Genomic DNA, 22,483 nt, shown 5'->3' on the forward strand with positions numbered 1-22,483 from the left:
CGCTGCGGGCCTTTTCATGTCCAGGTCCGCCATGTCCAAGAGCGTTCAACTGAGCCAGGCCATTCAGGCCCGGCTGGGGCTCATTTGCCCATCCAACGGCTACGCCACTGACCTCAAAGCAGTCCACACCGAGGAGGTGTCGGACGACAAGCCCAAGCCCATGGCGCTGTTGAGCTGGGGCGAGGACGAGACCCGAGAGCGGGTGCTGACCAGGGTAACTCGCAGCCGCGCCTACGTGATCGAGGGCGTCTTTCCTCGCTCGGCTGAGCTGGCCGATCTGGAGCGGTTCCACCAGGACGTGCTCCGCGCCCTTGGCTGGGCTGGGGGCGAGTTCGACCGTCCACTGCCTGGCCAGCTCGTAAGCGATACGGCCGAGATCCCGCGCATGGATAGCGGGGCCCAGGCCCGCCGCATCGTTATCACCATCCAAACCACCTACGTCGAAAACTACGCGTAACAGCGGGCCGAGCCCAGGAGATCAGCATGTCCGATAACCCTTTTACTCAGTTGAACTACGGCCGCGTCCATGTCCGCCGCAAGGGCTCCACGCTGCCGCCGTTCGAGCTGGGCGCCTATCGCCAGGTCGAATTCACCCCCGAGCTGAACGAGCTGACCGTGGCCGACCCGCGCACCCTGGCTAACTCCGAGCTGGATGGCGTCAGCCGCCCGGCCGGGGGCGCGCTCGAAGGTGAGCTGCTGGAGCTGGCGCCCGAGACCCTGGTGGCCCTGCTGGCGGGACGCCGGCAGACCGTCGCCTCCGAGTCCGTTGCCGACGAGTCGGTGGTGGTCATGATTGGCCGCACCTCCATGCTCAAGTTCCTGCCGCTCTCCATCACCTCGGTGAAGAGTGTCGATGATGTGACGACCTATGTCGCCAACACTGACTATGTGAAAACGCCGGGCGGCCTTCGTGTGCTGCCGGGCAGCCCCTTGGCTGAGGCCATTGCCGCCGTTGCAGCGGACACCGACGGCTACAAGAGCCTGCCGGTTAAGGTGACCTACGTACGCTGCAAGACCGACCTGATCCAGGCCTTCATGAAGGGTCGCGAGTTCTGGGAAGTGTTCATCGAGACGATGAACGAGGCTGGGCAGCTGAACGGCCGGCGGGTGACCTTGCGCCGCGCCCGAATCGCCCTGAGCGGCAGCCTGCCGCTGATCAACCGCGACGACTTCGCGGCCATCGGCGTCACCTTCAACCTTTCCCAGGACCCCAATTTCTTCGTACCGGACGAGTCGGCCTTCTTCGTCTGGGAGGATGAGGTAATCGACGAATGACCGATCTCTCCGTCATCTTCCCCGAGCCGCTGGCTGGGCTGGTCGACGGGCGCCGGGTGGTGATCCACCCAGTGCGCCTGGGCGACCTGGAAGCCTTCGGCAAGAGTGTCACGCCGCTGCTGAAACTGATCGGCAGCCGTGATCCTGCGGCCTTGGCAGAGTTCGCCGAACGGCACGCCAAGGATCTGCGCCGAGCCCTCCGTCTGACCACCAGCCTCAGTCGCTGGCGGATCTGGCGTCTGCCTGCGGCCTCGTCCCTGCAGCTGTTCACCCTCGTGGTACGGGTGAACACCAGTTTTTTCGACGCAGCCCTGGTCGAGGTGGCAAAGGTGTTGGCTGGGGCGCAATCGTCCAGCGGTTCGTGAGTGCCGGATTCAGTCTGGAACAGGTGCGCGATTTCACCCTGGATCAGGCTGAGCTGTTCATGTCGGCCTTGGCCGATGAGCAGAAATCTGCCCAGCGCACGCAGCTGCTGCTCCTCCGCGCTGCTCGGGCGAAGTCCGAGCAGTACCGCAAAGTCCTGAAGAGTCTCAGCTGATGGCCGGAAGAATCACGACCCAGTTTGTCATCGAGGGCAAGAACAACAGCCGCAAGGCCTTCAAGGAGGCCGGCAAGGATGTCGAAGACCTGAGCGAGCGAGTCGGCCGGCTGGCCGATGGCATCCGTACCGCCTTTGTCGGCGGCCTGGTGGCGGAGGGTGTGAAGGTATTCAGCTCGGCGGCCGATGCTGTGAAGCAGATGGACGCCCAGCTGAAGCTGGCCACCAGCTCGCAAGCCGAGTTCAACCGCGCCCAAGAGGATCTGTTCAATCTGGCGCAGAAGACGCAGGCGCCGCTGCAGTCGCTGGTCACCCTGTACTCGCGGATATCTCGCCCGCTGCGAGAGGCTGGACGCTCTCAGGAGGAGATCCTGCAGGTGACTGAGGCGGTGGCCACCGCCTTCCGCGTCTCCGGGGCTTCCGCCGCTGATTCCGAGGGGGCCATTGTCCAGTTCGCCCAGGCCCTTGGTTCTGGCGCGCTGCGCGGTGATGAGTTCAACAGTGTGGCCGAGCAGGCGCCGCGTCTGATGCAGGCCTTGGCGGACAGCTTGGGCGTGCCAGTCGGGGCGCTGAAGGAGCTTGCCGGCGAAGGCAAGCTCACCGCTGAGGTGGTGGCCGATGCCCTGATCGGGCAGTTGCCGAAGCTACAGAAGGAAGCCGAGCAGATCCCCGAGACGGTGGGCGGTTCGCTGACCACCCTGGGTAACTCGGCCACCCGCTTCGCCGGCCAGATCGACTCCGCGACTGGTTTCACTCAGGGTCTGGTTAATCGCTTCAAATTCCTGGGGGGTGTGGCGGATACCGCCACCGATGCCTTGAAGGCATTCAACAAGGAAGGCTTGCAGGGGCTGGAGAAGCTGACCGAGGGACTGGTGGGGGATGCCAAGATAACTGCCCTGGAAGTGGTGCTGCAGCGTATGCAGCAGGCCCGCGACGAGATAGCCCAGGATGGCGAACTGGGCCTCACCAATCGGCTGCTATTCGGCAACAAAGATGCCGCCTATTTCGACAGCCAGATCGACCTGGTGAGCCAGCAGCTGGAGCGCTTGCGCGATGCGGCCAAGGAGGAGGTCAGCGAGGCCGACAAGATCGCCGCCGCACGGCTGGCCCAGGAGGCTAGCTATCGCAAGTCGCTGAAGGGCATTCGCGACCAAGTGGTGGCCGATGCCGAGGATGCCATCAAAAGGACGCAGGCCGCCGAGAAGAAGGCCCTGGCCGATCTGGAGAAGTTCGGCAAGGAGCGCTTGGCAATCCAGCAGCGCTACAAGGAGGCCATCGCCGGCTTCAACGCTGGCGGCGAAAGCCAGGCCAGTTTCGGCGCTGCGAATGTGCTCAAGGTCGGCGCCAGAGACGCGTTGCGGGCCGGGGATACCGAGACGGCCCAGCAGCAGGCACAGGCCGCGCTGAAGATGCTGCAGGATCTGGCCGCTGCTGGGCAGAGCACCTACGGTTTCACCGGCTTTGCCAAGGAGCTACAGGCCATCGAGCTGGCTGCCAGTGAGCTGGAGCAGAGCAAGGCCGAGCAGAAGCTCGCCTCGATCCGCGAAAGCCTGGCGCAGTTGCAGGCACAGGCCGACCAGCTGAAGAACGTGAACATCACCATCAACCTCTCTGAGGAAGAGATCACCAAGGTCAAGGGGCAGATGGAGGAGCTGGCTGCTGCGTTGGGCCAGACCTTGATCATTCCGGCGCGAATCCAGCCGACGGCAGACATGAATGCTATGGCCCTGCAGGGCGGCGATCCGCTGACCTTCCCGGTGAGCGGGTACGCCCAGGGGACCAATAGCGCTACACCCGGCATCCATTGGGTGGGCGAGAACGGCCCAGAGCTTAGGGCCTTCAATGGCGGCGAGAAGGTGTTGTCGGCCTTGGCCTCGCGCAATGTGGCCAGCCGGCTGGAAGGGTTGGCCGAGCTGGACATGGGCGGGCAGGTGCTGCAGGACGCAGCGCAGTCGGCGCAGGTGAACCCCTTCGACAACGACTGGGGTCGTTTCCGCATCGAGGATGAGGGCAAGTCTATCGAGGTACTGGCTCGCCGGTCTTCGGCAGAGGAGCTGTTGCGGCTCGCGGCCCGTAAGAGTGGAGGGAGCAAATCATGATCCATGTGGAGCTGGGTGGTATCCCCATCCGCACGTTCAGCGGCCCGCCTCGGCAGAGCTATTCGACGGTCGGTGGGGTCGTTACGCGGCGCCGCTCCAAGGGGCGCGCCGTGCGCATGCAGCATTGGGTCAGGGAGGCCATCACCGTCTCGGGCCAAGGCTGGATGGGGCCGGGGTTCGATGGGCTCGACTTCACCCAACCCCTGGAGCTGCGCTGCACCAAGCCCCTGGAGTTGGAGACGCCATCTCTAGTCGGACAACTGCCGACGCAATGGCGCCCGGACGTTCCGCCATGGGCGTTCGCCTGGGTGGAGGGGGAGCTGGTGCGCACGTCAATCAGCATGGTCGACATGGCCTACACCCTGACGGCGGTGGCGGGCGCAACCTCGTACCGCATCCACTGGATGCCGGTCTACACCGTGTTCTGTCCGAAGCCTGAGCGCGGCATGCAGGCCGAGGACAACACCCACGACTGGTCCTTCACGGCCGAGGAAGTCTGATGGAGCTGAATGGCGCTGAACTGAACGCCGTCGAACTGAACGGCGCAGCGGCGGATGGGGAGCTGCCGGAGTCGATCACCATCGAACCGGTGCTGTCGGTGGTTTGGGACGTTCGCCTGCTGCTCAATGGGGTGGATGCCAGCGACCTGCTCACCGGTTCCGTGCGTATCGAGCGGGAGGAGGGCGCCCGGGCAATCGCCGACTTTAGCTTGCTGCTTGATGTCGGTTCGGTGAATCCCGCCAGCTACATTGGCCAGAGCGTGTCGATCTACTACCGTGATCGTCGCGATGATGTCTGGACCGAAACCCTGCGCTTCACCGGTCAGGTCATCCGTCCGCAATTCAATCTACAGACCCGCGTGCTCGCCTGCGAGTGCAGCGACCGCCTGCAGGAAGAGGTCGAGGCCATGGACGTGGCCGCCATCGACGCCCTAGTGGGTGGACTGTGGTCGGCCGACGTGTTCGAGCCGGTGGACGGGCGCTCGCGCTGGGACTATGCCCTGGAGCGCATGAGCACCCAGGCCGCCAGCCTGCAGCGCAGCGTCGAAGGCGCTTTGCAGGTGACCCCTTGGGCGGCTGGTGCAGCGGCTTTTGTCATCCCGGCCGGCGCCGTGCTGGACGGCACGCTGGACTGGGTGCCGGTGGAGCTCAATGACCGCATCAACGTGGTGGAGGTGGCCGCCGATTACCGCTTCATTCGCCTGCGCGAGCGCCACCAGGATTTTATCTGGGAGCATCCGGCGGTTGAGGGGGTGTCCATCATCGATGGCTTCTGCCTGACCTGGGGCCGCGAAGACAACACCGAGGTGCCGGACATCGGTATGGTGGAGGACGCCAGCAGTGGCGCGGGCTATCAGGCCATCCTGAGCACCGCAAACTGGGGCCGGGTGCCCGCGACCGGCAGTGGTGTGTTGTGTGATCCGCCATTCGGCTGGACCAACCCGTACCCCGACCTGCTGCTCAGTGCGACCTGGACCAGCGCCATGCGCTGGAGCCAACGGGTAACCGAGCAATACACCCTCAGGGTTGAAGCGCCCGCCAGTGTGGCCCAGGCCGGCGAGGTGATCAGCCGCGAGCGGGTTGCGCTGGAGACCGAGAGCGATCGGGAAGCGGAGTTTGAAGGTGCCGAGTTCACCGAACACGAACCGGACGCCAACGAGGACGCCTTGGGCGACTGGGTGGTAGACCTGCGAGAGGAAGAACGCCGGACCGAGGCGCTGACCTGCGGCCTGGCCATGGCCGCCACGACCATCTTCGGCGCCCACCGTGGCAACCGCTTCGCGTTCCAGCTACCGACCTCCGACACCCTGGGCTTTCGCCTGGAGCACACCCTGCATGTGCAGGATGAGATTCTTGGGCAGCCGGTGCAGTGCCGGGCGAAGGTGTTCAACCTGCTGGACGAGTGGGACCTCGACAGTGGTTCGGCGCTGACCAGCATCCAGTTGGCCGTGAGCCAGGGCGGTGGCGATGTCACCGATCCGCTGACGCCGCCGGCCAGTCCTCCCAGTACGCCACCCGGCACGCCGCCGTCACTGATAATCCTGCCGACCCAGTTGGGCTCGCGGAACATCAGCCCGATCTACGACGAAGAGCTGGACGGCTTCGCCGGCAACTACACGGTCAACGACCTGGACATCAACCCCTCGCTTGAGGAGTTCCCGCGCCGCTTCGACCTGACGGCGCCGGAGATTCCCGAAGATCACCGTGACGAGTACACGGTCAGCCAGGCCCAGACCTATCAGCTGGCCATCCCGAACGACCTGCTGGAGCTGTAACCCATGACCCTGGCCCAAGAACGTGCAGCGACCCGCGCGGGGATCACGGCTGCGCGCACGTCCACCCTGCGCCGCGATCTCAACTCGCTGGAGACTCAGCGTCGGCAGATCCGCGAACTGGTGTCGCTGGAGCGCAAGGGGCTTCGTCCCGCCACCAAGGGGCGCGGCCTGTGGAATCCGCAGGCGGCGACGGTGGGCGGTGGCGTGGCCAGCCCGCTCACCGAACAGACCAAGGTGGTGGGCGAGGACACCGTGCCCGACCGCGACTACTGGCCGGATCTGGTGCTGACCAGCAGTGACGGCATCTTCACCTACGAGGTGCCGCCGGTGAAAACCCTGAAGCTGAAGGACGCCGCCAACGCCGACGTGGTGATCAACCTGGCGCAGTCGGTGGCGCCATGATCAACATTGGTGGCGTGCTGACTGACAAGGTCAACCTCTGGGGCTGGCCCTGGCATGGTCGGATCGATGCGGCCGGCCTGCACCTGCCCAACGGTCAGACCAAGACTCACCCGCTGCCCGAACGACCCTGGAATACCTATCGTCTGCGGGTGCCGGGCACGCCAGTCGTGACCCGTACCCCTGAACAACTGGCCGCCGATGTCGCGGCGGGACGCCAGTGGTGGAGCGAGGCGATCCTCTGCGGTCGGTTCTTTCAGCTCTACGGCAAGGAGATGGGCGGCTGGATCTACTGCGCTCCCGACGGCAGTCGCTGGCTGATCCGCCGTGACCTGGCCAAGGCGATCCGCTTCGGCGAGATCGGCCAACCCAGCGACCAGCGCACCCTGACCATCAACAACCCGTCCGACACCGGCCAGGCTACCCCGGTGGTGGACCTGGGCAACGGACCGGTGACTGCGCTGCAGTGGGAAGATCCAATCGACATCAGCGCGGACGGCCGTAAGGCCATCTTCATGCTGTACACCAGCGACCCGGGCTACCCGGCGCGTGAGCGGCCGATTCCGCTGGGCTTCCTGCTGGCCGAAGTGACCGGCGGGCTGGGCACGCCCTTCGTGCTGAACGTCAGCGTGCTGCGCACCCGGGCGCAGACCCTGGGCGCCCTGGGCTACGTCAACGACATGGTGATCGAGCCGCGCTCGATGATGTTCAACGACAACACGCTGAACTATGAGATCGCCACCGGTGAGACGGTGCGCACCCTCACGGGACGGATCTGGGCCATGTGGTTCGACGGGGCGGATGAGCCGCAGGAGATGTGCCTGGACATCCACGAGCGTTCCGCCCAGGAGTTTCCCGAGTACTCACCGCCGACGGGCGATCCGCCCAACCAGTACACCGAGCGCAATTGTTCGAAGGCGACCGACTACCGCTTCACCCTGCGCCTGGGTGCGGCGACCTGTGCTACGGCCAAGCTGAGCTATGCGGAGGCGGGCGCGGTGACCTCGGAGCTCCCCAACACCATGACCATCACCCTGTCGCTGGACGACGCGCCGTATCGGACCACGGTGATCATCGCCGACGACATCGGCGAAGCAACGATGATCATTTCGCCGATCCCGCCGGCCTGGCCGGAGGGGGGCGAAGAGCATGCGGTGGTGCGGGCACAGAGTGTCTCGGGCGGATCAGCCATGGACTTGCTGCCCTACGGCAACAACCTGGTGGGGCTGTACCTGCGGCTGAACATGGACGGCCCCGACCGCCACCGCTACCTGGCAGCGGCCAGCCCGCAGGGCTCGGTGGCCATCGACACGACGGTCGACCTGACCCAGTCGGGGCCGCTGGCCCCGCGCTTCGAACTGTACGGGCCGCGCCCCTTCGGCGCCTGGAACCCGTCGACCCATGACCATGCCGCCCCCGAGGCGGCGCCAGTAGGCTGGAGCTGAGATGCCGAAACGACTCTTCGTGAACAACTGGAAGGCCGCGCTGACCGCCGAGCTGGCCATGGCCGGCCTGACGCTGAGCGTCGACGCCGCCCAGGCGGCCAAGCTGGTCGGCCTGGGGACCGGCGACTACTACCTGCTGACGCTGGTGGCGCTGGACGTGGCCGGCGCCGAGTCCGCCTGGGAGATCGTCAAGGTGACGGCCCAGGCCGGTGGTGCCCTGACCATCGTGCGTGCCCAGGAGGGCACGGCGGCGAACCTCTGGCCGGTGGGCTCGCGCATCGAGGCCCGGCTGACGGCCGGCGACCTGTCCACCCTGCGGGACGCCGCCGAGTCTGGTGGCGGGGGCGGCGGCGGTATCCCGGACGCGCCGGCGCTGGGCCTGCACGCGCGTCGTGAAGGTGCCTGGCTGAAGCTCGACAGCCCCGTGCTGCGCGCCATCCCCCGCATGCCGGTGGGCGAGTACCTGGACAACGTGATCAGCCATAACTTCGCCAGCGGTCAGAGCTTCTCTGCCGACCAGGTGAAACTGGCGCCCTGGGTGCCGCTGGATGACCTGACCATCGACCAGTTGAGCGTGCGGGTGACCACCGCGCAGACGTCTGGTGAGGCGCGGGTGGGCATCTATTCGGCCACCGCCGATGGCTGGCCGGCTGACCTGCTGACCAGCGTGGCGGGTCTCGCCATGAATACCACGGGGGAAAAGACGGCAGCCATCACGCCGCTCGCCCTGGAGGCGGGCAAGGTCTACTGGCTGGCCTTCCACGCCAGCCTGGGTGGTGCGCTGGACGCCATGTCGTCGGGTCCGGTGCCGCTGGGCGGCAGTGCTACGTCGCGTTACTCGATCCTGCAGAAAACCATCGCCTTCTCCAGCGGCCTGCCGGCCAGTTGGACGCTCAGCTTGGCCGAGCGCTCCGGCGGCGGCGTGCCGATCCTGCGCATGCGCCGCAGCGCCTAACTCCCCCTCACCTGATCCAAGGAGTAGCCAGCCATGCAGCCGGCCTGTGTACCCCTGTGCCTGATTCAGGGCGCGACCTACCGTGACACCCTGCGGCTCAGCCAGCCGACCCTGGTCTACAAGGCCATCCAATCCATCCCCGCCGAAGCCCCGGTCCGGCTGGTGGTGCCCGATCACGGCCTGGCGGCCGACTGGCCGGTGTGGGTGCGCGGTGTGGCCGGGATGCAGGACATCAACCGCGAGCCGTTCAAGCAGCGGCCCTGGTCGGCCAAGTGGCTGGACGCCGACACCCTGGAGATCAATGCGCTGTCCGCTGTCGGCCTGAAGCCCCTCGGCGGCCAGTTGATCTACCAGGCGCCGGTCGACCTGACCGGCTGCAGCGCGCGCATGCAGATCCGCGACATGCCCGGCGGCCAGTTGTTGCTGGAGCTTGGAACCGCCCCCGGGCAGGGCCTCACCCTGGAGCCGGCCGGCACCCTGCGGCGCGAGATCACCGCCGCGCAGACCGGCGCGCTGAACTTCACCGCTGCCGTGTACGACCTGGAGCTGACCTTTGCCGACGGCACTGTGCAGCGCTGGGCCGAGGGTACCGTTAGCCTGTCGCCGCAGGTGACCACATGAGTGACACCACCCTAACCGCCGAGGCCTTCGTACTGGTGGTGGAGCCCGTGACTGCTCCGGTGCTGGTCGAGGGGGGCGAGGACTGCGTCATCACCCTGGAGCAGACCGAGACGGTGGTCATCGGTGCCGGCGAGCAAGGCCCACCGGGACCGCAGGGCATCCCTGGCCCGGCGGGTGGTTCGTCGCTCCAGCGTCAGGCCGGGGAGGTGCTCAGTGCCCTGCGCGTGCTCTACGAACTCGACGGCGCGGTGTTCGCCCTGGACTACCGCGACGAGACGCACATCGATCTGCTGCTTGGCCTCAGCCTGACTGCGGCGGATGCCGGCCAGCCGCTGAACGTCCAGCGCTCCGGCGTGATCGAGGACGCCGGCTGGAGCTGGCAGCCCGGCCGCATCTGGCTCGGCGCCGACGGGCAATTGACCCAGACCCCGCCGGTGGATGGCTTCGACGTGCTGATTGGCGCGGCGGTATCGGCCACCCGCATCACCCTGAACATTCAAGACCCCATCGAACAGGAGTAACACCATGGCTGCACAAGGCTTTCTCGCTCGCGTGGCCGGGCGTACCAAACAGATCCTCGGCATCCAGGTATCGGCCGGCGCCGCTGACGCCGGCAAGATCGCCGCGCTGGATGACAGCGGGCGCTTCGACATCAGCATGATGCCGGTTGGCGTGGGGCAGGCGACCACCAACGCCACCGCCAGTGAGGCACTGGCTGCGGGCGATTTCGTCAACCTGTACGGCAACGCCGGCACCTGGTCGGCACGCAAGGCCGACAACAGCAACAACCGCCCGGCCGACGGCTTCGTGCTCGCTGCCGTGAACAACGCCGCGACGGCCACCGTCTACCCGCTCGACTCGCCCAACACCGCGCGCAGCGGCCTGACCATTGGCGCTGACTACTGGCTGGGTACCGCTGGCGGGGTAACCAACACTCCGCTGGACGAGACCAGCGGGGCGAATGCCGGGAAGATCAGCCAGTACCTGGGCAAGGCGAAGAGCGCCACGGAGCTGCTGACCACTGACGACGCCTACGTGGTGCTCTAATGGCCGCGCGCGCGCCGGTCATCCGGCTCAACGGCCGCTTTCGCCAGTTGCCGTCTGGGGATTGGTTGCCGATCGCTGCCGGCGGTACCGGGGCCACCAATGCACCTGACGCGCGAGCGGCCCTCGGTCTCGGCAATGTCGACAACACCTCCGACCTCGGCAAACCGATCAGTACAGCAACTCAGGCGGCGCTAAATGCCAAGCAGAATGCACTGGGATACAACCCAGTCCAGCAGGGCACTGGCGCCGGCCAGTTGGGCAACAACGTGAAAATCGGCTGGTCCGCTGGTGGTTTGCTGCTGACCATCGACGCGACGGACTTCGCCAACAACTGGCCGATCAGCATCAGCAAGAACGCGGCCACCGCGACCAAGCTAGCCACTGCACGCACCATCAACGGCGTGGCCTTCGATGGTTCAGCGAACATTACCATCACCGACGACACCAAGATGGCCCCTGGCGCGTACGGAGTCGGCGGCGTCATGCCGGTGATAACGGACGCCAATGCCATTGCAGCGGGTGGCCTGTACAACCTTGGCTCGCCGTACACCAATGGCCCCAGCGCCACTTTCCACCATATCTTGCATGCGCAGGCCAGCACGACCGCCAGCGAAATCGCCCTGACCAGTAATACCACCAGCCCCAAGGCGTCGATCCGGGGCTTTGCCAGCGGTGCTTGGGGGGCGTGGCTGGAGCTGGCGCGCCTGGCTTTCAGCAACACCTGGGTCGCTAAGCAGATATTCAACGAATACACCCAGCTGGGCGATACCGCGCCCGCGATCAAGCAGAAGAAGCTGACCGGTACCACGGCTGCCACCGAAGGCGGTACCGTATCGGCCAGCCACGGCGTCACGTCGTCGAAGGTTATTGGAGTGCAGGTGCTGGTATTCCACTCCAGCACCAACGCCATCCTACCGGGATGGGTAGCCTCGGCTGGCTACCAGTACGACGTACAACTGACCTCGACGGGGGTTCAGGTAGTCCTGCACCCCACCAACTCGGAAAACATCCTGTCCAAGTCATTCGCCGTGCTAATCACCTACGAGGAATAACCATGCCCGACTACAAGGAAACCGACGTGGCCGGTACCAGCTGGGTACGTTGCGGCTACCTCGGGATCAACAACCCGCGCCCACATAGCGGCGAACCCTCAGTGACCTTCGTCGAGGAAGAAGTGATCGCCCTGGGCGGCGGTCGCGAGCTGATCAACAAGCTGGGCAACCTGGTGGAGCCGTTCACCCCGGAGAACGCCGCCGAAGCGTTTGACCTGGTACACCCCGAAACCGGCGACGTGTTGGGCAGCATGACCTACCAGGACCTGTACGTGGCGCTGGCCAGCGCCTATCGCCACGTCGCCTTGAAGCGTGATGCCCCGCCACCCGATCCGGCTCCGCCGGAGACGCCGCCGGCTGAATGACCACCACTACCAACCCCGCTTCGGCGGGGTTTTCGTTTCTGGAGGACACATGGAGATCACCAAGGAGCAGTTGCTGCAGATCCTGCCAAACGCCGGCAGCAAGCGGGCGGCGCTGTTCACACCTGCGATCAATGGTGCGGCGCGGCGCTGGGCCATCAACACGCCCAAGCGCATGGCAGCTTTCCTGGCCCAGGTCGGCCACGAGTCGGGGCACCTGCAGTACGTGCGCGAGTTGGGCGGTACCGCCTACCTGGCGAAGTACGACACCGGCCGACTGGCGGAGAAGCTCGGCAACACCCCGGAGGCCGATGGCGATGGCCAACTCTACCGGGGGCGGGGCCTGATTCAGGTCACCGGTCGGTACAACTACCTGATGGCCAGCATCGCGCTGTTCGGGGATGACCGCCTCCTGCGCGAACCTTCGCTGCTGGAAGAGCCGGATTGGGCGGTGCAGTCGGCCGGCTGGTTCTGGTTCAGCAAGGAGCTGAACACCCTGGCCGATGCCGGCGAATTCACCCGCATCACCCGCATCATCAACGGCGGCACCAATGGCCTGGCCGAGCGTCGCGAGATCTGGGCGCGGGCGCGCCAGGTGCTGGGTGTGGGGGTGTCGGCATGATGCCCTCGGTTCGCGTTGTCGCTGTCGTGATCGGGGTACTGGCGTTGGTGGTCCTGGGCGCTGGTCTGGTGTGGTGGGGCCTTGGCCCCCGCATCGAGCTGGAGGCCCAGCGCGCAGCCCATGCCGAGGGTGAGCTGGCCGACGAGAAGGAGCTGACCGCTCTGCAGGCCCGGGTACTGGAGCGGCAGCAGCAGGATATCGGCGTCATCACCGATCTGGAGCGCCGCATGCGACAGATCGGGCAGGCCGTAGACCGCAACGCGTCGGCGCAGGCCGTCGCCATCGAGGAACTGAAAGCCCATGACCAGAGCGTTACTGACTATCTGCGCACTGCTGTGCCTGTTGCCCTTGGCCGCCTGTACGAGCGCCCCGACACCACCGACCCCGCCGCCTACCGCAGCCCGGCAGTTCTGCCCGCTGGTGCCCTGCCGCCTGCCGGGGCGGCCGGCGCCGGCCAGCAACGAGGATTGGCGCCGGGCGGTGGATGAACTGGAGAGCGCGCTGCAGCAATGCTCCCGCCAGGTGCTGGACTGCATCGGACGGCAGGCGGTTCAAGCGCAGTAGGGGATCAGTGTGGCGGATGCCCGCCAGGTCCCTTTTCCTTGTCCTTCTCGGGTGGCCGGTCGTCCCGCCCGACGCCACGGTAATCCGGGCGGTACTCGGCGAACTTCTTGCGCAGGAAGAGGCGGGCGCCTTCGGTGCCCAATTCGGCAATCAGCAATCGAAGCCCGAATCCAGCCAGGTCCTCTGCTGTGGAGGGCGTGAGCACCCAGTCGTGCTCGCGACTTTTCACCAGGATCAGGGACTGGAGGCTGATGTAGCGGCGCATGGTTGTCTCCTGAACTTTCATCACGACTCACCAATGAGGAGCGACCGGCCCCAGTGTTCCAGCACTCGGGCCGGTCGCTGAACCGCAGACCGTACCTGCAAGCCCAGCCAAGGCTCCCCGCCTCGTGCACGAAGCGCGGCGAGTCTAACAACTGGATATTCATACAGTAAAGGCTTGCACACAATGACCAATCCGATCGTTCCCTGGATGGGCGGTAAGCGCCGCCTGGCCGACCGCCTTATCCCGCTGTTCCCGCCCCATGAGTGCTACGTCGAGGTGTTTGCCGGCGGCGCTGCGCTCTTCTTCCTTCGCCCGATGCCGGCGCCCACTGAGGTGCTGAACGACATCAACGGCGACCTGGTGTGCCTCTACCGGGTGGTGCAGAACCACCTCGAAGAGTTCGTGCGCCAGTTCAAATGGGCCCTCTCCAGTCGCCAGATCTTCGAGTGGCAGAAGATGACCCGCCCCGAGACCCTGACCGATATCCAGCGCGCCGCTAGATTCTTCTACCTGCAGCACCATGCCTTCGGGGGCAAGGTGTCTGGGCAGACCTTCGGTACGGCCACCACCGGCCCGGCCATCAACTTGTTGCGCATCGAGGAGAACCTCTCCGCCGCCTGGCAGCGCCTGTCCGGTGTCTACGTCGAGAACCTGCCCTGGCTGGATTGCGCCGAGCGCTACGACAGGCCGCACACCTTCCTCTACATGGACCCGCCTTACTGGCAGACCGAGGGGTATGGGGTTGACTTCCCGTTCGAGAACTACGAGCGCATGGCCGACTTCATGCGGCGCTGCAAGGGGAGGGTGATGGTCAGCATCAATGACCACCCGGACATCCGGCGGGTGTTTGAGGGGTTCCACCTGGAGCGGATAGACATTCGCTACAGCAACACCAACCAGCGGCAAGCGAGGGCCGAGATATCTGGAGAGCTTGTAGTAATGAATTGGCAAGCGACAGACATTGGAGGTCTGTTCTTTGGCCTCTAACGACACTCTCCCTCGTCCGTACGGAAGCGGAATTCGTGGCCTGCATTTCCATTAATAGGGACTAATTGGACCTTGCATGTTCGTTTTGGGACTGTTGAATGTCCATTTTGGACATGGTAATGTCCGTATCGTTAGCTTTTAACGGAGGACTTTTCATGCTGACTTATGCAATTTGGAACAACAAAGGTGGTACCGGGAAAACTAGCCTCACATTTCAGGCGGTCTCCCGGTTTGCAGAGCTCAATCCAGAACGGAGAATTCTCGTTGTGGATATGTGCCCGCAGGCCAATCTTTCTGAGCTATTCCTAGGCGGCCTTTCTAATGGAGGAAGCGCGAAGCTATTGGAGAGGCAGGGGTTTACTCCGCGGTGCAGCGTTGGGGGCTACTTTGACGCGCGCCTGCCTGCTCCTTTCGCCCCGCCTCCGTTTAACGCTTGGGACTTCGTAACAAACCCGAGCGACTACAACGGGAACGTGCCTGAGAACATCGATCTCGTCTGCGGCGATCCTCTGCTGGAGTTGCAGGCGATTGCGATGAACACCCTCGCAAACGCTGACCTTCCGGGGGTTAATGCGTGGCTGGGTGTCATTGACTGGTTGAGCGATTTTCTCCACCAGGTGAAGGACGAGTTCGACTATGTGTTTATCGACACTAACCCGAGTTTCTCTATGTACACGCAGATAGCGCTGGCGGCGGCGGACAGGGTCATTCTCCCGGTAATGGCGGACGACTCCTCCAGGCGAGCAATTCAGAACGCATTCTCATTGATGTACGGAGTCAAGCTGCCCTCGGAGGTGTACTCGAAGTACACGTTTGCTACCAAGATGAACGCTGCCGGCCGCGAGCTTCCGAGAATGCACCTTATCTTGAAGAACCGTCTGACTCAGTACATGGGGGCCGCGTCTGCCTATGCGGCTGTGCTGACTGGGATTGATAAGGATCTTCAGGGTCTGATTCGGGGTTATCCGGACTACTTTACCTTCGCGAAAGTCCATGATGGCGTGGTGGATGTTCGCGATTTTGGGACTACTGGGGTGGTCGCCTTTGCGAAGGGATGTTCGTTCGCAACTATGCCCACAGGAAAGCTCAGTATCGGTGGGCATCGAGTGCAAGTTAAGCCCGAATACAGGGATCAGGCCCTCGACGCAATCGACTCAATCGTGGCGAAATTCTAGTGAGGGAGCGATGGATGTCGCCAATGAAAAAGCCCGGCGAATGCCGGGCCTTTTCTGTACCACTTTCCGTACCACAGGTGAGGGCTGTGGGGGATTTTAGCGGGGTGGGGGTTCCGTACTATCTGGGCGTAACCCCCTGAATTCCCCTAAAAAATTACTTTTGGTAGGCCGCAACCGCTTTAGTGATTTCAGCACGGGCAGCGTCAGCGTTGCCCCAGCCTTCTACTTTCACCCACTTGCCTTTTTCGAGGTCCTTGTAGTTCTCGAAGAAGTGCTTGATCTGCTCCAGCAGCAGCGCCGGCAGGTCGGTGTATTCCTTCACGTCCTTGTAGAGAACGCTCAGTTTGTCGTGGGGAACGGCCAGCAGTTTGGCATCGCCACCGGCTTCGTCGGTCATGTGCAGAACGCCGACCGGACGGGCGCGGATGACGGAACCCGGAGCGACCGGGTAGGGGGTGACGACCAGCACGTCCAGGGGATCGCCGTCGTCAGCCAGGGTGTTCGGGATGTAGCCGTAGTTGGCCGGGTAGAACATCGGGGTGGCCATGAAACGGTCGACGAACAGGCAGTCGCTGTCCTTGTCGATCTCGTACTTGATCGGCGCGTGGTTGGCCGGGATTTCGATGGCGACGTAGATGTCGTTCGGCAGGTCTTTGCCTGCCGGGATCTTGCTGTAGCTCATGGTCAACTCCCTGGGGGTGGGCCAAAAAAGTGGGCGCGATTATAGGCATATTCCAGGGCCGATGCCACGCCGTTGTACTCATCCATTGGTCGCGTCGCGATAGTCCGGGTGGATGTCCTGGAGGTGCTTCAGGCGCCGCAGCGGGTCCTGGCGGTAGAACGCCTGGAGCTGGCGGTAGACGGCGGGGAAGGCCTGGTCCAGAAGGTCCGGTGCGGTGAAAAAATACTCGCTGGCGACTGCGAAGAACTCTGCCGGGTCTTCGGCGGCGTATGGGTCGATGGGCGTTTCGGATTCGGGATCGCGGTCGAGTTGGGCATTCAGCGCGTCATAGGCGGACTGCATGGCCAGTGCCCAGTCGGATTGGCGCATGTCGCGGTGCAGTGGGGGCAGGCCGTTCGGCGCGCCGTTGAGCATGTCGAGCTTGTGTGCCAGTTCGTGGATCACCAGGTTGTAGCCATCCCAGCCGCCGCTCGATTGCACACCAGGCCAGGCGAGGATGACCGGCCCGTACTGCCAGGATTCGCCGCTGCGCTCGTCATCGTATTCGTGCTCCACGCCAGCTGCGTCGCGATGGCGCTGGGGGCTGACGAAGTCGTCGGGATAGAGCACCAGCTCGTGAAAGCCCCGGTACCAATCGAGGTCTGGCAGATGCAGCAGAGGGAGTTGCGCCAGGGTGGCGAGTGTCAGGCGGTCCTCGGGGGACAGTTCGACGCCGGGCAGGGCGGTGATGCGCTTTTCATGCAGGAAGATCACGCTGCGTTCGCGCAGACGCTGGTCTTCCGTTTCGTCCAGGCCATCGAGTATCGGCAGGCGCTGGCGCACGATCTCCCACTGCTGCGGCGTGACCGGATTGCGGGCGAGGATGCGCTGGCGGCGCCAGCCGCGATAGGACCACATGGTGCGTCGGTCAGCTCGAGTGCTCGGCGCCCTTGCTGGCGGCGCGAAAGTGGCTGCGGGCAAAGCCGATCATCATTGGCAGCAGTGAAATGCCGATGATGACGATGATCATCAGCGAGAGATTCTGCTTGATGAAAGGTACGTTGCCGAAGAAATAGCCGAGGGTCACCAGGCCGCCCACCCAGAGGATGGTGCCCAGCACGCTGAAGCCAAGAAAGCGCGGGTAGGGCATGCGGCCTACGCCGGCAACGAAGGGGGCGAAGGTGCGCACGATGGGCAGGAAGCGCGCCAGGGTCACGGTCTTGCCGCCATGACGGTCGTAGAAATCATGGGTGCGCTGCAGGTAGTCGCGGCGGAAAATCTTCGAATTCGGATTACTGAAAAGGCGTTCGCCGGCCGTGCGCCCGACCAGGTAGTTGAGGCTGTCGCCGCTTATGGCCGCGATCATCAGCAGGCCGCCCAGTAGCCACGGGTCCATGGCGCCGCCAGCACTGACCGCGCCGGCGATGAACAGCAGGGAGTCGCCGGGCAGGAAGGGCGTTACCACCAGACCCGTCTCGCAGAAGATGACCAGAAAGAGGATGGCGTAGATCCAGGTGCCGTAGTTGCTGACCAGCAGATTCAGGTATTGGTCCAGATGGAGGATGAGGTCGATCGGGTTGAAATCCATGAGGCGCCTTGTGAGTGACTGCGGCGAGAAAGCGAGGTAGTCGCCGCATTATAAGGGGAAGTTTCCCGGCCACGGCGAGCTGTTATCCGAATGGTGAACGGCATGAAGGCTGCAACTGTTTCCATTGTTTTCCCGGACCAGGATGCGCGCCCATGCCCTTGCAGTTGCTGGAACACCCCGCCGTCAGCCTGGCCCAGGGACACGGCCGGGACCTGCCCACCCAGGCGGCCCGCGCCCGTGCAACCTGGGTAGCCGGGCGGAAGGGGCGTCCGCCGCTGATGCTGGTGGCCCTGCTCTGGGGATGTTCGTGCACCAACGTGGTGCGAATGCTCGGGCAGTACTTGGACGCCCTGTTCGTCGACTACGCCTGCACGCCGGATGGATGGAGCGAGACCCAGGCGGCGCGCCAGGTGCTGGCGGCACTCAATCTCCAGCTTTTTCGTCGGCGCCAGGCCGGTGAACGGGTCCCGGAACTGAGCGTTGGTCTACTGCTGGTGCAGGACGGCGAGGCGCACTTCCTGCAGGCCGGGGCGGTCGGACTGGTGCGTTTTCAGGGACAACTGGCCCAGGAACTGACTGGGCGGGACAACCCCTTGGGAGCGCAGGCTGAGCTCGCGGTGATCCAGCACAGCCTGCCACTGACACCTGGCCAGCCTCTGCTGATGGCGCCCCAGCCGCTACTGGAAGTGGCTGATCTGAGCCCCCTGCGTGAATCCAGTGACAACTTGCAGTCCGGTCAACTGGGCGGGCTGCTGGAACCCCTATTAAGCGCCCCCGGAGCCGCTGCGCTGGTATTGCCCGGCGAGCCTCATTGCCTGCCGCCATCGGCGCCTGGAGTCCGCTGGCCGAAGGTGCAAGGCGTGGTGCCGGGAACCGTGATGGATGGCTGGACCTTGCTCGCCCCCTGCGACTATGGGCCGCCAGGGAGGTTGTTCCGGGCGCGGGAGGAAAGCCGCGAGGCGTTGTTCTGGCTGTCTGAAGTGGATGCCGATGAGGCCTTCTGGCAGCGGGAATGGGTGTTGCGCCGTAGCCCTGTGGAGACCTTGCCGCAGGTACTTTCGCCGCGGCAGGACCGTCAGCACGCCTTTCTGCTTTTCGCCTTGCCGCCGGCAGGTGCGCAGAGCCTCGCGCGACGTCGGGAAGGGCGACCACCTCTGGATGCCGCCGCGACCCTGGCCATTCTGGTGCAGTTGATCGAGGCGGTTCGCTCGCTGCAGCGGCGCGGCATGCAGGGGCTCTGGCTGAATCCCAGGCAGATACTGCTCGACGAGCGCGGCCGCTTGCTGCTCTTGCCCGAGTTCGCCGCCATCCTGCCAGGCGTGCCACAGCAGACGGCGCCGCCCCAGGCCGTCCCCTTGGCCCCGGAGCTACGCCATGGCCGCGCCCTGGATGGCAGTGCCGACCAGTTCGCCCTGGCGGCGCTGGCCTATTGGCTGCTCAGTGGACAATGGCCTGAAACGGCGCGCCCCGAAGGTGGCCAGGCCAGCCGCTACATGCCGCTGGCGGGTCGGGTACCCGGGCTACCTGAAGGCTGGGACGGGGTGCTGGCCAAGGCGTTGGCGCCACAGCCTCGCGTGCGTTACGAAGCCCTGTCGGAGTTCCAGTTGGCCCTGGAGCGCCTGTTGGCGCAGGCGCTCAGGCAACGGTCCTCTCCCAGGCTGGGCAGGTCACGGCAAGTGGCGCTGGCGCTGCTACTCGGGCTCCCGCTGCTACTGGGGCTCTGGCTGGGGCTTGGTTAGTGGGGAGGGGCCCGGCTTGCTGACCGGGCCCATGCAGCGGGTTCAGTCGCTGTTGATTGGCAGGATGTAGTTCTTGAACTCGGTGTCTTCGCGGAAGCCGATGGACTCGTACACCTTGTGTGCGACTTCGTTGTCGACGCTGCTGGAGACGCGCATCCGCACGGCGTTGGTTTCCCGCGCCATCTTCTTCGCAGTCTGCAGCAGGCGGTCGGCTACCAGTTGGCGGCGGGCATCCTCGGCGACATAGATGTCGTTGAGGATCCAGACGCGCTTCAGGGACAGGGAGGAGAAGCTCGGATAGAGCTGACAGAAGCCCATCAGACGAGTGTCATCGTCATCCGGAAAGGCCAGGTAGATCACCGATTCCTTGCGGCTCAGGCGTTTCTCCAGGAACTTTCTCGAGGACTCCGGGAATGGCAGTTCACCGTAGAACTCACGGTACTTCACGAACAGCGGCGTAAGCAGGTCCAGGTGCTCCAGGGTGGCTTGGACGATGCGCATGATGGGCCTCGGTATCTGTGGATGGGCGTGATTGGCGATGCAGATGCTGTGCCAGCCAACGTCGTCGATGCTGCACCAGAAATTGTGGAAAACGCAATCCAAGCAAGCGTTTGAATGGTTGGGAAAGCGTGAGCAATCCTGACGCTGGCGGAGTCCAACCTTAATCGCTGTATGCCAAGGAGGACGCCATGCTCCGTTGCGCTCTGGATCAGGCCGTCGACGAGGTGCTTGAACGCATCGATGGCCCCGTTCGATTGGGCCTGCCGCTTGGGCTCGGCAAGCCGAACCGCTTTGTCAATGCGCTCTACCAGCGGATCAAGGCCCTGCCGGAGCGGCAACTGATCATCCATACCGCCTTGTCCCTGGCCAAGCCGCAGCCCGGCAGCGAACTGGAGCAGCGCTTCAGCGGGCCCTTCCTGCGCCGGGTTTTCGCCGACTATGTGGAACTCGATTACCTCAGCGATCTGCGTTGCGGTGAGTTGCCGCCAAATGTGCGCATCGAGGAGTTCTACCTGCAACCTGGCAGTCAACTGGACAATCCGCAGGCCCAGCAACACTACGTCAGCCTCAACTACAGCCAAGTGGCTGCCGATCTGCAGCGCAAGGGCATCAATCTGATCGCCCAGATGGTGGCTTCAAGGACGCAAAACCCCGGCCGCTTCAGCCTCAGCTGCAATCCCGACGTTACGCTCGACCTGCTCCCTGGCCTGCTCCAGCGCCGCGCCCGAGGCGAGGTCATCGTCATGGTCGCCCAGGAACATGCCGAGCTGCCCTACATGACAGGGCCGGCGGAGGTGGACGCGGCCTGCTTCGACCTGGTGCTGGAAAGGGTCGAGCGCAGCCGCCTGTTCTCCACGCCAAACATGCCGGTCAGCACCCAGGACCACGCCATTGGCCTGAATGTCAGCACCCTGGTGCGGGACGGCGGCACCCTGCAGATGGGAATTGGCGCGATGGCTGATGGGCTGACAGCTGCGCTGCTCGCGCGCCATGCCGACAACACCCGCTACCAGGCTCTGCTGGGCGCCATGGATGTGCCCGGTCGCTGGGCAGACCTGATCAAGCGCGAAGGGGGGCTTGCGCCATTCACCCGGGGGCTCTACGCCAACAGCGAAATGTTCCTGTTCGGCCTGCTGGTGCTGATGGAAGCAGGCATCCTGCGCCGCCCCGTGTATGACGACATCGAATTACAGCGCCTGGCTGACGCCGGAGTACTGGATGGCGACGGTGTGATAGTCGACTTCGACGCCCTGGCCGAACGATTGCCACGAGGCCTGGATGCCGAGGGGCTGGCCTGGCTGAAGTCTCATGGCCTGCTCGACGAAGGCATCCGTTTCGAGGAAGGACGGCTGCGCCTTCCGGATTGCCGCAGCAGCGCATGCGATATCCACAACCCCGACCTGAGGCCCTACTGGGGCAAGGCTGGCCGGGGAATCCTGGTGCACGGTGGCTTCTTCCTGGGGCCGCAGGCTTTCTATCAGCGCCTTCGCGAACTGAGTGAGGCACGTCGCGCGCGTATTGCCATGGGGCCGATCAGCCAGATCAACCGGCTCCTTGGCGACGAGCCCCTCAAGCGCCTGCAGCGTCGTGATGCGCGCTTCATCAACAGCTGTTTCACCGTCACGCTGCTCGGTGCCAGTGCCGCCGACCAGTTGGAGGATGGCCGGGTGATCAGTGGTGTCGGCGGCCAATACGATTTCGTCGCCCAGGCCCATGAGCTCGAAGGCGGTCGCTCCATCCTGATGCTTCGCAGCTGGCGTGAGTCGGGTGGTGAGGTCAGTTCCAACATCGTCTGGGAGTACGGCCACGCAACGATTCCTCGTCACCTTCGGGACTTGGTGGTTACCGAGTACGGCATTGCCGACCTGCGCGGCAAGAACGACTCGGAGGTGATCGCCGCCTTGGTGCGCATCGCCGACTCACGCTTCCAGGACGGGCTGATCGCCGATGCGCAACTGGCCGGCAAGTTGCCCGAAGATTTCATCCTGGAACCGGCCTGGCGGCAGAACACGCCGGGGCGGCTGGAAAAGCTGCGCGTGGCGTTTCCCCAGCTGTTCTCCGAATATCCGCTGGGCTGCGACTTCACCCCGGTGGAGCAGGACCTGTTGCGCGCCCTGCGTTGGCTGAAGCGCAAGCTGAAACTGGGGGAAATCATCGACCTGGGCAGGGCCGCGCTGTTCGACCTGCCGGATCCGGCCAGCTACGTCGGGCATCTTGATCGGATGGGGTTGCTCGCGCCGGCGGGCCTGCGCGAGCAGCTGTATCAGAAGCTGGTGCTGGCCGGACTCAAGGCCACCGCCCAGGGCGATTGAG

At 64.5% G+C, this 22,483-nt stretch carries 26 protein-coding genes; 21 read left to right on the forward strand and 5 right to left on the reverse strand.

All coding sequences use genetic code 11. The annotated features are described in order from the left end of the window. Positions 1 to 31: 31 nt before the first annotated feature. The 17 genes from SA496_RS01230 to lysC all read left to right on the forward strand — a co-directional run bounded on the left by SA496_RS01230 (position 32) and on the right by lysC (position 13,254). Entirely contained in the window at positions 32 to 457 is a 426-nt protein-coding gene (locus SA496_RS01230) for a hypothetical protein (RefSeq protein ID WP_330114919.1), read from the forward strand. 26 nt (positions 458 to 483) lie between these two features. After that, entirely contained in the window at positions 484 to 1,275 is a 792-nt protein-coding gene (locus SA496_RS01235) for a hypothetical protein (protein ID WP_330114920.1), read from the forward strand. Next, positions 1,272 to 1,640, forward strand: coding sequence for a hypothetical protein (locus tag SA496_RS01240; protein ID WP_330114921.1), 369 nt, complete (start codon positions 1,272 to 1,274; stop codon positions 1,638 to 1,640). Before SA496_RS01235 ends, SA496_RS01240 begins: the two co-directional genes overlap by 4 nt. Beyond that, on the forward strand, positions 1,637 to 1,813 hold the full coding sequence (locus SA496_RS01245; RefSeq protein WP_330114922.1) for a hypothetical protein: 177 nt from the start codon (positions 1,637 to 1,639) through the stop codon (positions 1,811 to 1,813). The genes SA496_RS01240 and SA496_RS01245 overlap by 4 nt, the downstream gene beginning before the upstream one ends. Further along, entirely contained in the window at positions 1,813 to 3,912 is a 2,100-nt protein-coding gene (locus SA496_RS01250) for a tape measure protein (protein WP_330114923.1), read from the forward strand. Before SA496_RS01245 ends, SA496_RS01250 begins: the two co-directional genes overlap by 1 nt. Beyond that, positions 3,909 to 4,412: a hypothetical protein gene (locus SA496_RS01255; RefSeq protein WP_330114924.1), complete on the forward strand. Its 504-nt coding sequence runs from the start codon at positions 3,909 to 3,911 to the stop codon at positions 4,410 to 4,412. Before SA496_RS01250 ends, SA496_RS01255 begins: the two co-directional genes overlap by 4 nt. Further along, positions 4,412 to 6,187 (forward strand): hypothetical protein, encoded by a 1,776-nt coding sequence (locus SA496_RS01260; protein WP_330114925.1) that lies wholly within the window; start codon positions 4,412 to 4,414, stop codon positions 6,185 to 6,187. The genes SA496_RS01255 and SA496_RS01260 overlap by 1 nt, the downstream gene beginning before the upstream one ends. 3 nt (positions 6,188 to 6,190) lie before the next feature. Continuing rightward, complete coding sequence (locus SA496_RS01265; protein WP_330114926.1) at positions 6,191 to 6,589, forward strand: hypothetical protein; 399 nt, start codon at positions 6,191 to 6,193, stop codon at positions 6,587 to 6,589. Then, complete coding sequence (locus tag SA496_RS01270; protein WP_330114927.1) at positions 6,586 to 8,031, forward strand: hypothetical protein; 1,446 nt, start codon at positions 6,586 to 6,588, stop codon at positions 8,029 to 8,031. The genes SA496_RS01265 and SA496_RS01270 overlap by 4 nt, the downstream gene beginning before the upstream one ends. A 1-nt stretch (position 8,032) precedes the next feature. After that, the gene (locus SA496_RS01275) at positions 8,033 to 8,986 is read left to right on the forward strand and encodes a hypothetical protein (RefSeq protein WP_330114928.1); all 954 of its coding nucleotides are present in this window, start codon (positions 8,033 to 8,035) and stop codon (positions 8,984 to 8,986) included. 33 nt (positions 8,987 to 9,019) lie between these two features. After that, on the forward strand, positions 9,020 to 9,607 hold the full coding sequence (locus SA496_RS01280; RefSeq protein ID WP_330114929.1) for a hypothetical protein: 588 nt from the start codon (positions 9,020 to 9,022) through the stop codon (positions 9,605 to 9,607). Continuing rightward, positions 9,604 to 10,128 (forward strand): hypothetical protein, encoded by a 525-nt coding sequence (locus tag SA496_RS01285; RefSeq protein WP_330114930.1) that lies wholly within the window; start codon positions 9,604 to 9,606, stop codon positions 10,126 to 10,128. The genes SA496_RS01280 and SA496_RS01285 overlap by 4 nt, the downstream gene beginning before the upstream one ends. Before the next feature lie 4 nt (positions 10,129 to 10,132). Beyond that, the gene (locus SA496_RS01290) at positions 10,133 to 10,654 is read left to right on the forward strand and encodes a hypothetical protein (protein ID WP_330114931.1); all 522 of its coding nucleotides are present in this window, start codon (positions 10,133 to 10,135) and stop codon (positions 10,652 to 10,654) included. Further along, a complete protein-coding gene (locus SA496_RS01295) occupies positions 10,654 to 11,706 on the forward strand; it encodes a hypothetical protein (protein ID WP_330115679.1) in 1,053 nt (350 codons plus the stop codon). The genes SA496_RS01290 and SA496_RS01295 overlap by 1 nt, the downstream gene beginning before the upstream one ends. A 2-nt stretch (positions 11,707 to 11,708) precedes the next feature. Continuing rightward, positions 11,709 to 12,071, forward strand: coding sequence for a hypothetical protein (locus SA496_RS01300; RefSeq protein ID WP_330114932.1), 363 nt, complete (start codon positions 11,709 to 11,711; stop codon positions 12,069 to 12,071). Between the two features lie 49 nt (positions 12,072 to 12,120). Beyond that, on the forward strand, positions 12,121 to 12,690 hold the full coding sequence (locus SA496_RS01305) for a glycoside hydrolase family 19 protein (RefSeq protein WP_330114933.1): 570 nt from the start codon (positions 12,121 to 12,123) through the stop codon (positions 12,688 to 12,690). Between the two features lie 300 nt (positions 12,691 to 12,990). Further along, complete coding sequence (lysC, locus tag SA496_RS29080) at positions 12,991 to 13,254, forward strand: Rz1-like lysis system protein LysC (protein WP_442965070.1); 264 nt, start codon at positions 12,991 to 12,993, stop codon at positions 13,252 to 13,254. 4 nt (positions 13,255 to 13,258) lie between these two features. Here lysC and SA496_RS01315 read toward each other — a convergent pair whose 3' ends face one another. Then, positions 13,259 to 13,519, reverse strand: coding sequence for a hypothetical protein (locus SA496_RS01315; protein WP_330114935.1), 261 nt, complete (start codon positions 13,517 to 13,519; stop codon positions 13,259 to 13,261). A 183-nt stretch (positions 13,520 to 13,702) separates the two neighbouring features. Here SA496_RS01315 and SA496_RS01320 point away from each other — a divergent pair, with 183 nt between their 5' ends. Continuing rightward, a complete protein-coding gene (locus tag SA496_RS01320; RefSeq protein ID WP_330114936.1) occupies positions 13,703 to 14,506 on the forward strand; it encodes a DNA adenine methylase in 804 nt (267 codons plus the stop codon). 155 nt (positions 14,507 to 14,661) lie between these two features. After that, positions 14,662 to 15,681, forward strand: coding sequence for a ParA family protein (locus SA496_RS01325; protein WP_330114937.1), 1,020 nt, complete (start codon positions 14,662 to 14,664; stop codon positions 15,679 to 15,681). 154 nt (positions 15,682 to 15,835) lie between these two features. Here the strand turns inward: SA496_RS01325 and ppa are convergent, their stop codons facing one another. The 3 genes from ppa to SA496_RS01340 all read right to left on the reverse strand — a co-directional run bounded on the left by ppa (position 15,836) and on the right by SA496_RS01340 (position 17,930). Beyond that, on the reverse strand, positions 15,836 to 16,363 hold the full coding sequence (gene ppa / locus SA496_RS01330) for an inorganic diphosphatase (RefSeq protein ID WP_016490694.1): 528 nt from the start codon (positions 16,361 to 16,363) through the stop codon (positions 15,836 to 15,838). Positions 16,364 to 16,441: 78 nt separating this feature from the next. Further along, a complete protein-coding gene (locus SA496_RS01335) occupies positions 16,442 to 17,260 on the reverse strand; it encodes a zinc-dependent peptidase (protein ID WP_120653163.1) in 819 nt (272 codons plus the stop codon). A gap of 10 nt (positions 17,261 to 17,270) precedes the next feature. Continuing rightward, on the reverse strand, positions 17,271 to 17,930 hold the full coding sequence (locus tag SA496_RS01340) for a DedA family protein (protein WP_120653162.1): 660 nt from the start codon (positions 17,928 to 17,930) through the stop codon (positions 17,271 to 17,273). 152 nt (positions 17,931 to 18,082) lie between these two features. Here SA496_RS01340 and SA496_RS01345 point away from each other — a divergent pair, with 152 nt between their 5' ends. Then, positions 18,083 to 19,669, forward strand: a complete 1,587-nt coding sequence (locus SA496_RS01345; protein WP_330114938.1) for a protein kinase — start codon at positions 18,083 to 18,085, stop codon at positions 19,667 to 19,669. A gap of 42 nt (positions 19,670 to 19,711) precedes the next feature. Here SA496_RS01345 and SA496_RS01350 read toward each other — a convergent pair whose 3' ends face one another. Then, positions 19,712 to 20,170, reverse strand: a complete 459-nt coding sequence (locus SA496_RS01350; RefSeq protein WP_120655284.1) for a GNAT family N-acetyltransferase — start codon at positions 20,168 to 20,170, stop codon at positions 19,712 to 19,714. A gap of 188 nt (positions 20,171 to 20,358) precedes the next feature. Between SA496_RS01350 and SA496_RS01355 the strand changes: the two genes are divergently transcribed. Continuing rightward, entirely contained in the window at positions 20,359 to 22,482 is a 2,124-nt protein-coding gene (locus SA496_RS01355) for an acetyl-CoA hydrolase/transferase C-terminal domain-containing protein (RefSeq protein WP_330114939.1), read from the forward strand. Position 22,483: the final 1 nt, after the last annotated feature.

The organism is Pseudomonas sp. JS3066 (genome assembly GCF_036328175.1).
Classification (GTDB): Bacteria; Pseudomonadota; Gammaproteobacteria; order Pseudomonadales; family Pseudomonadaceae; genus Metapseudomonas.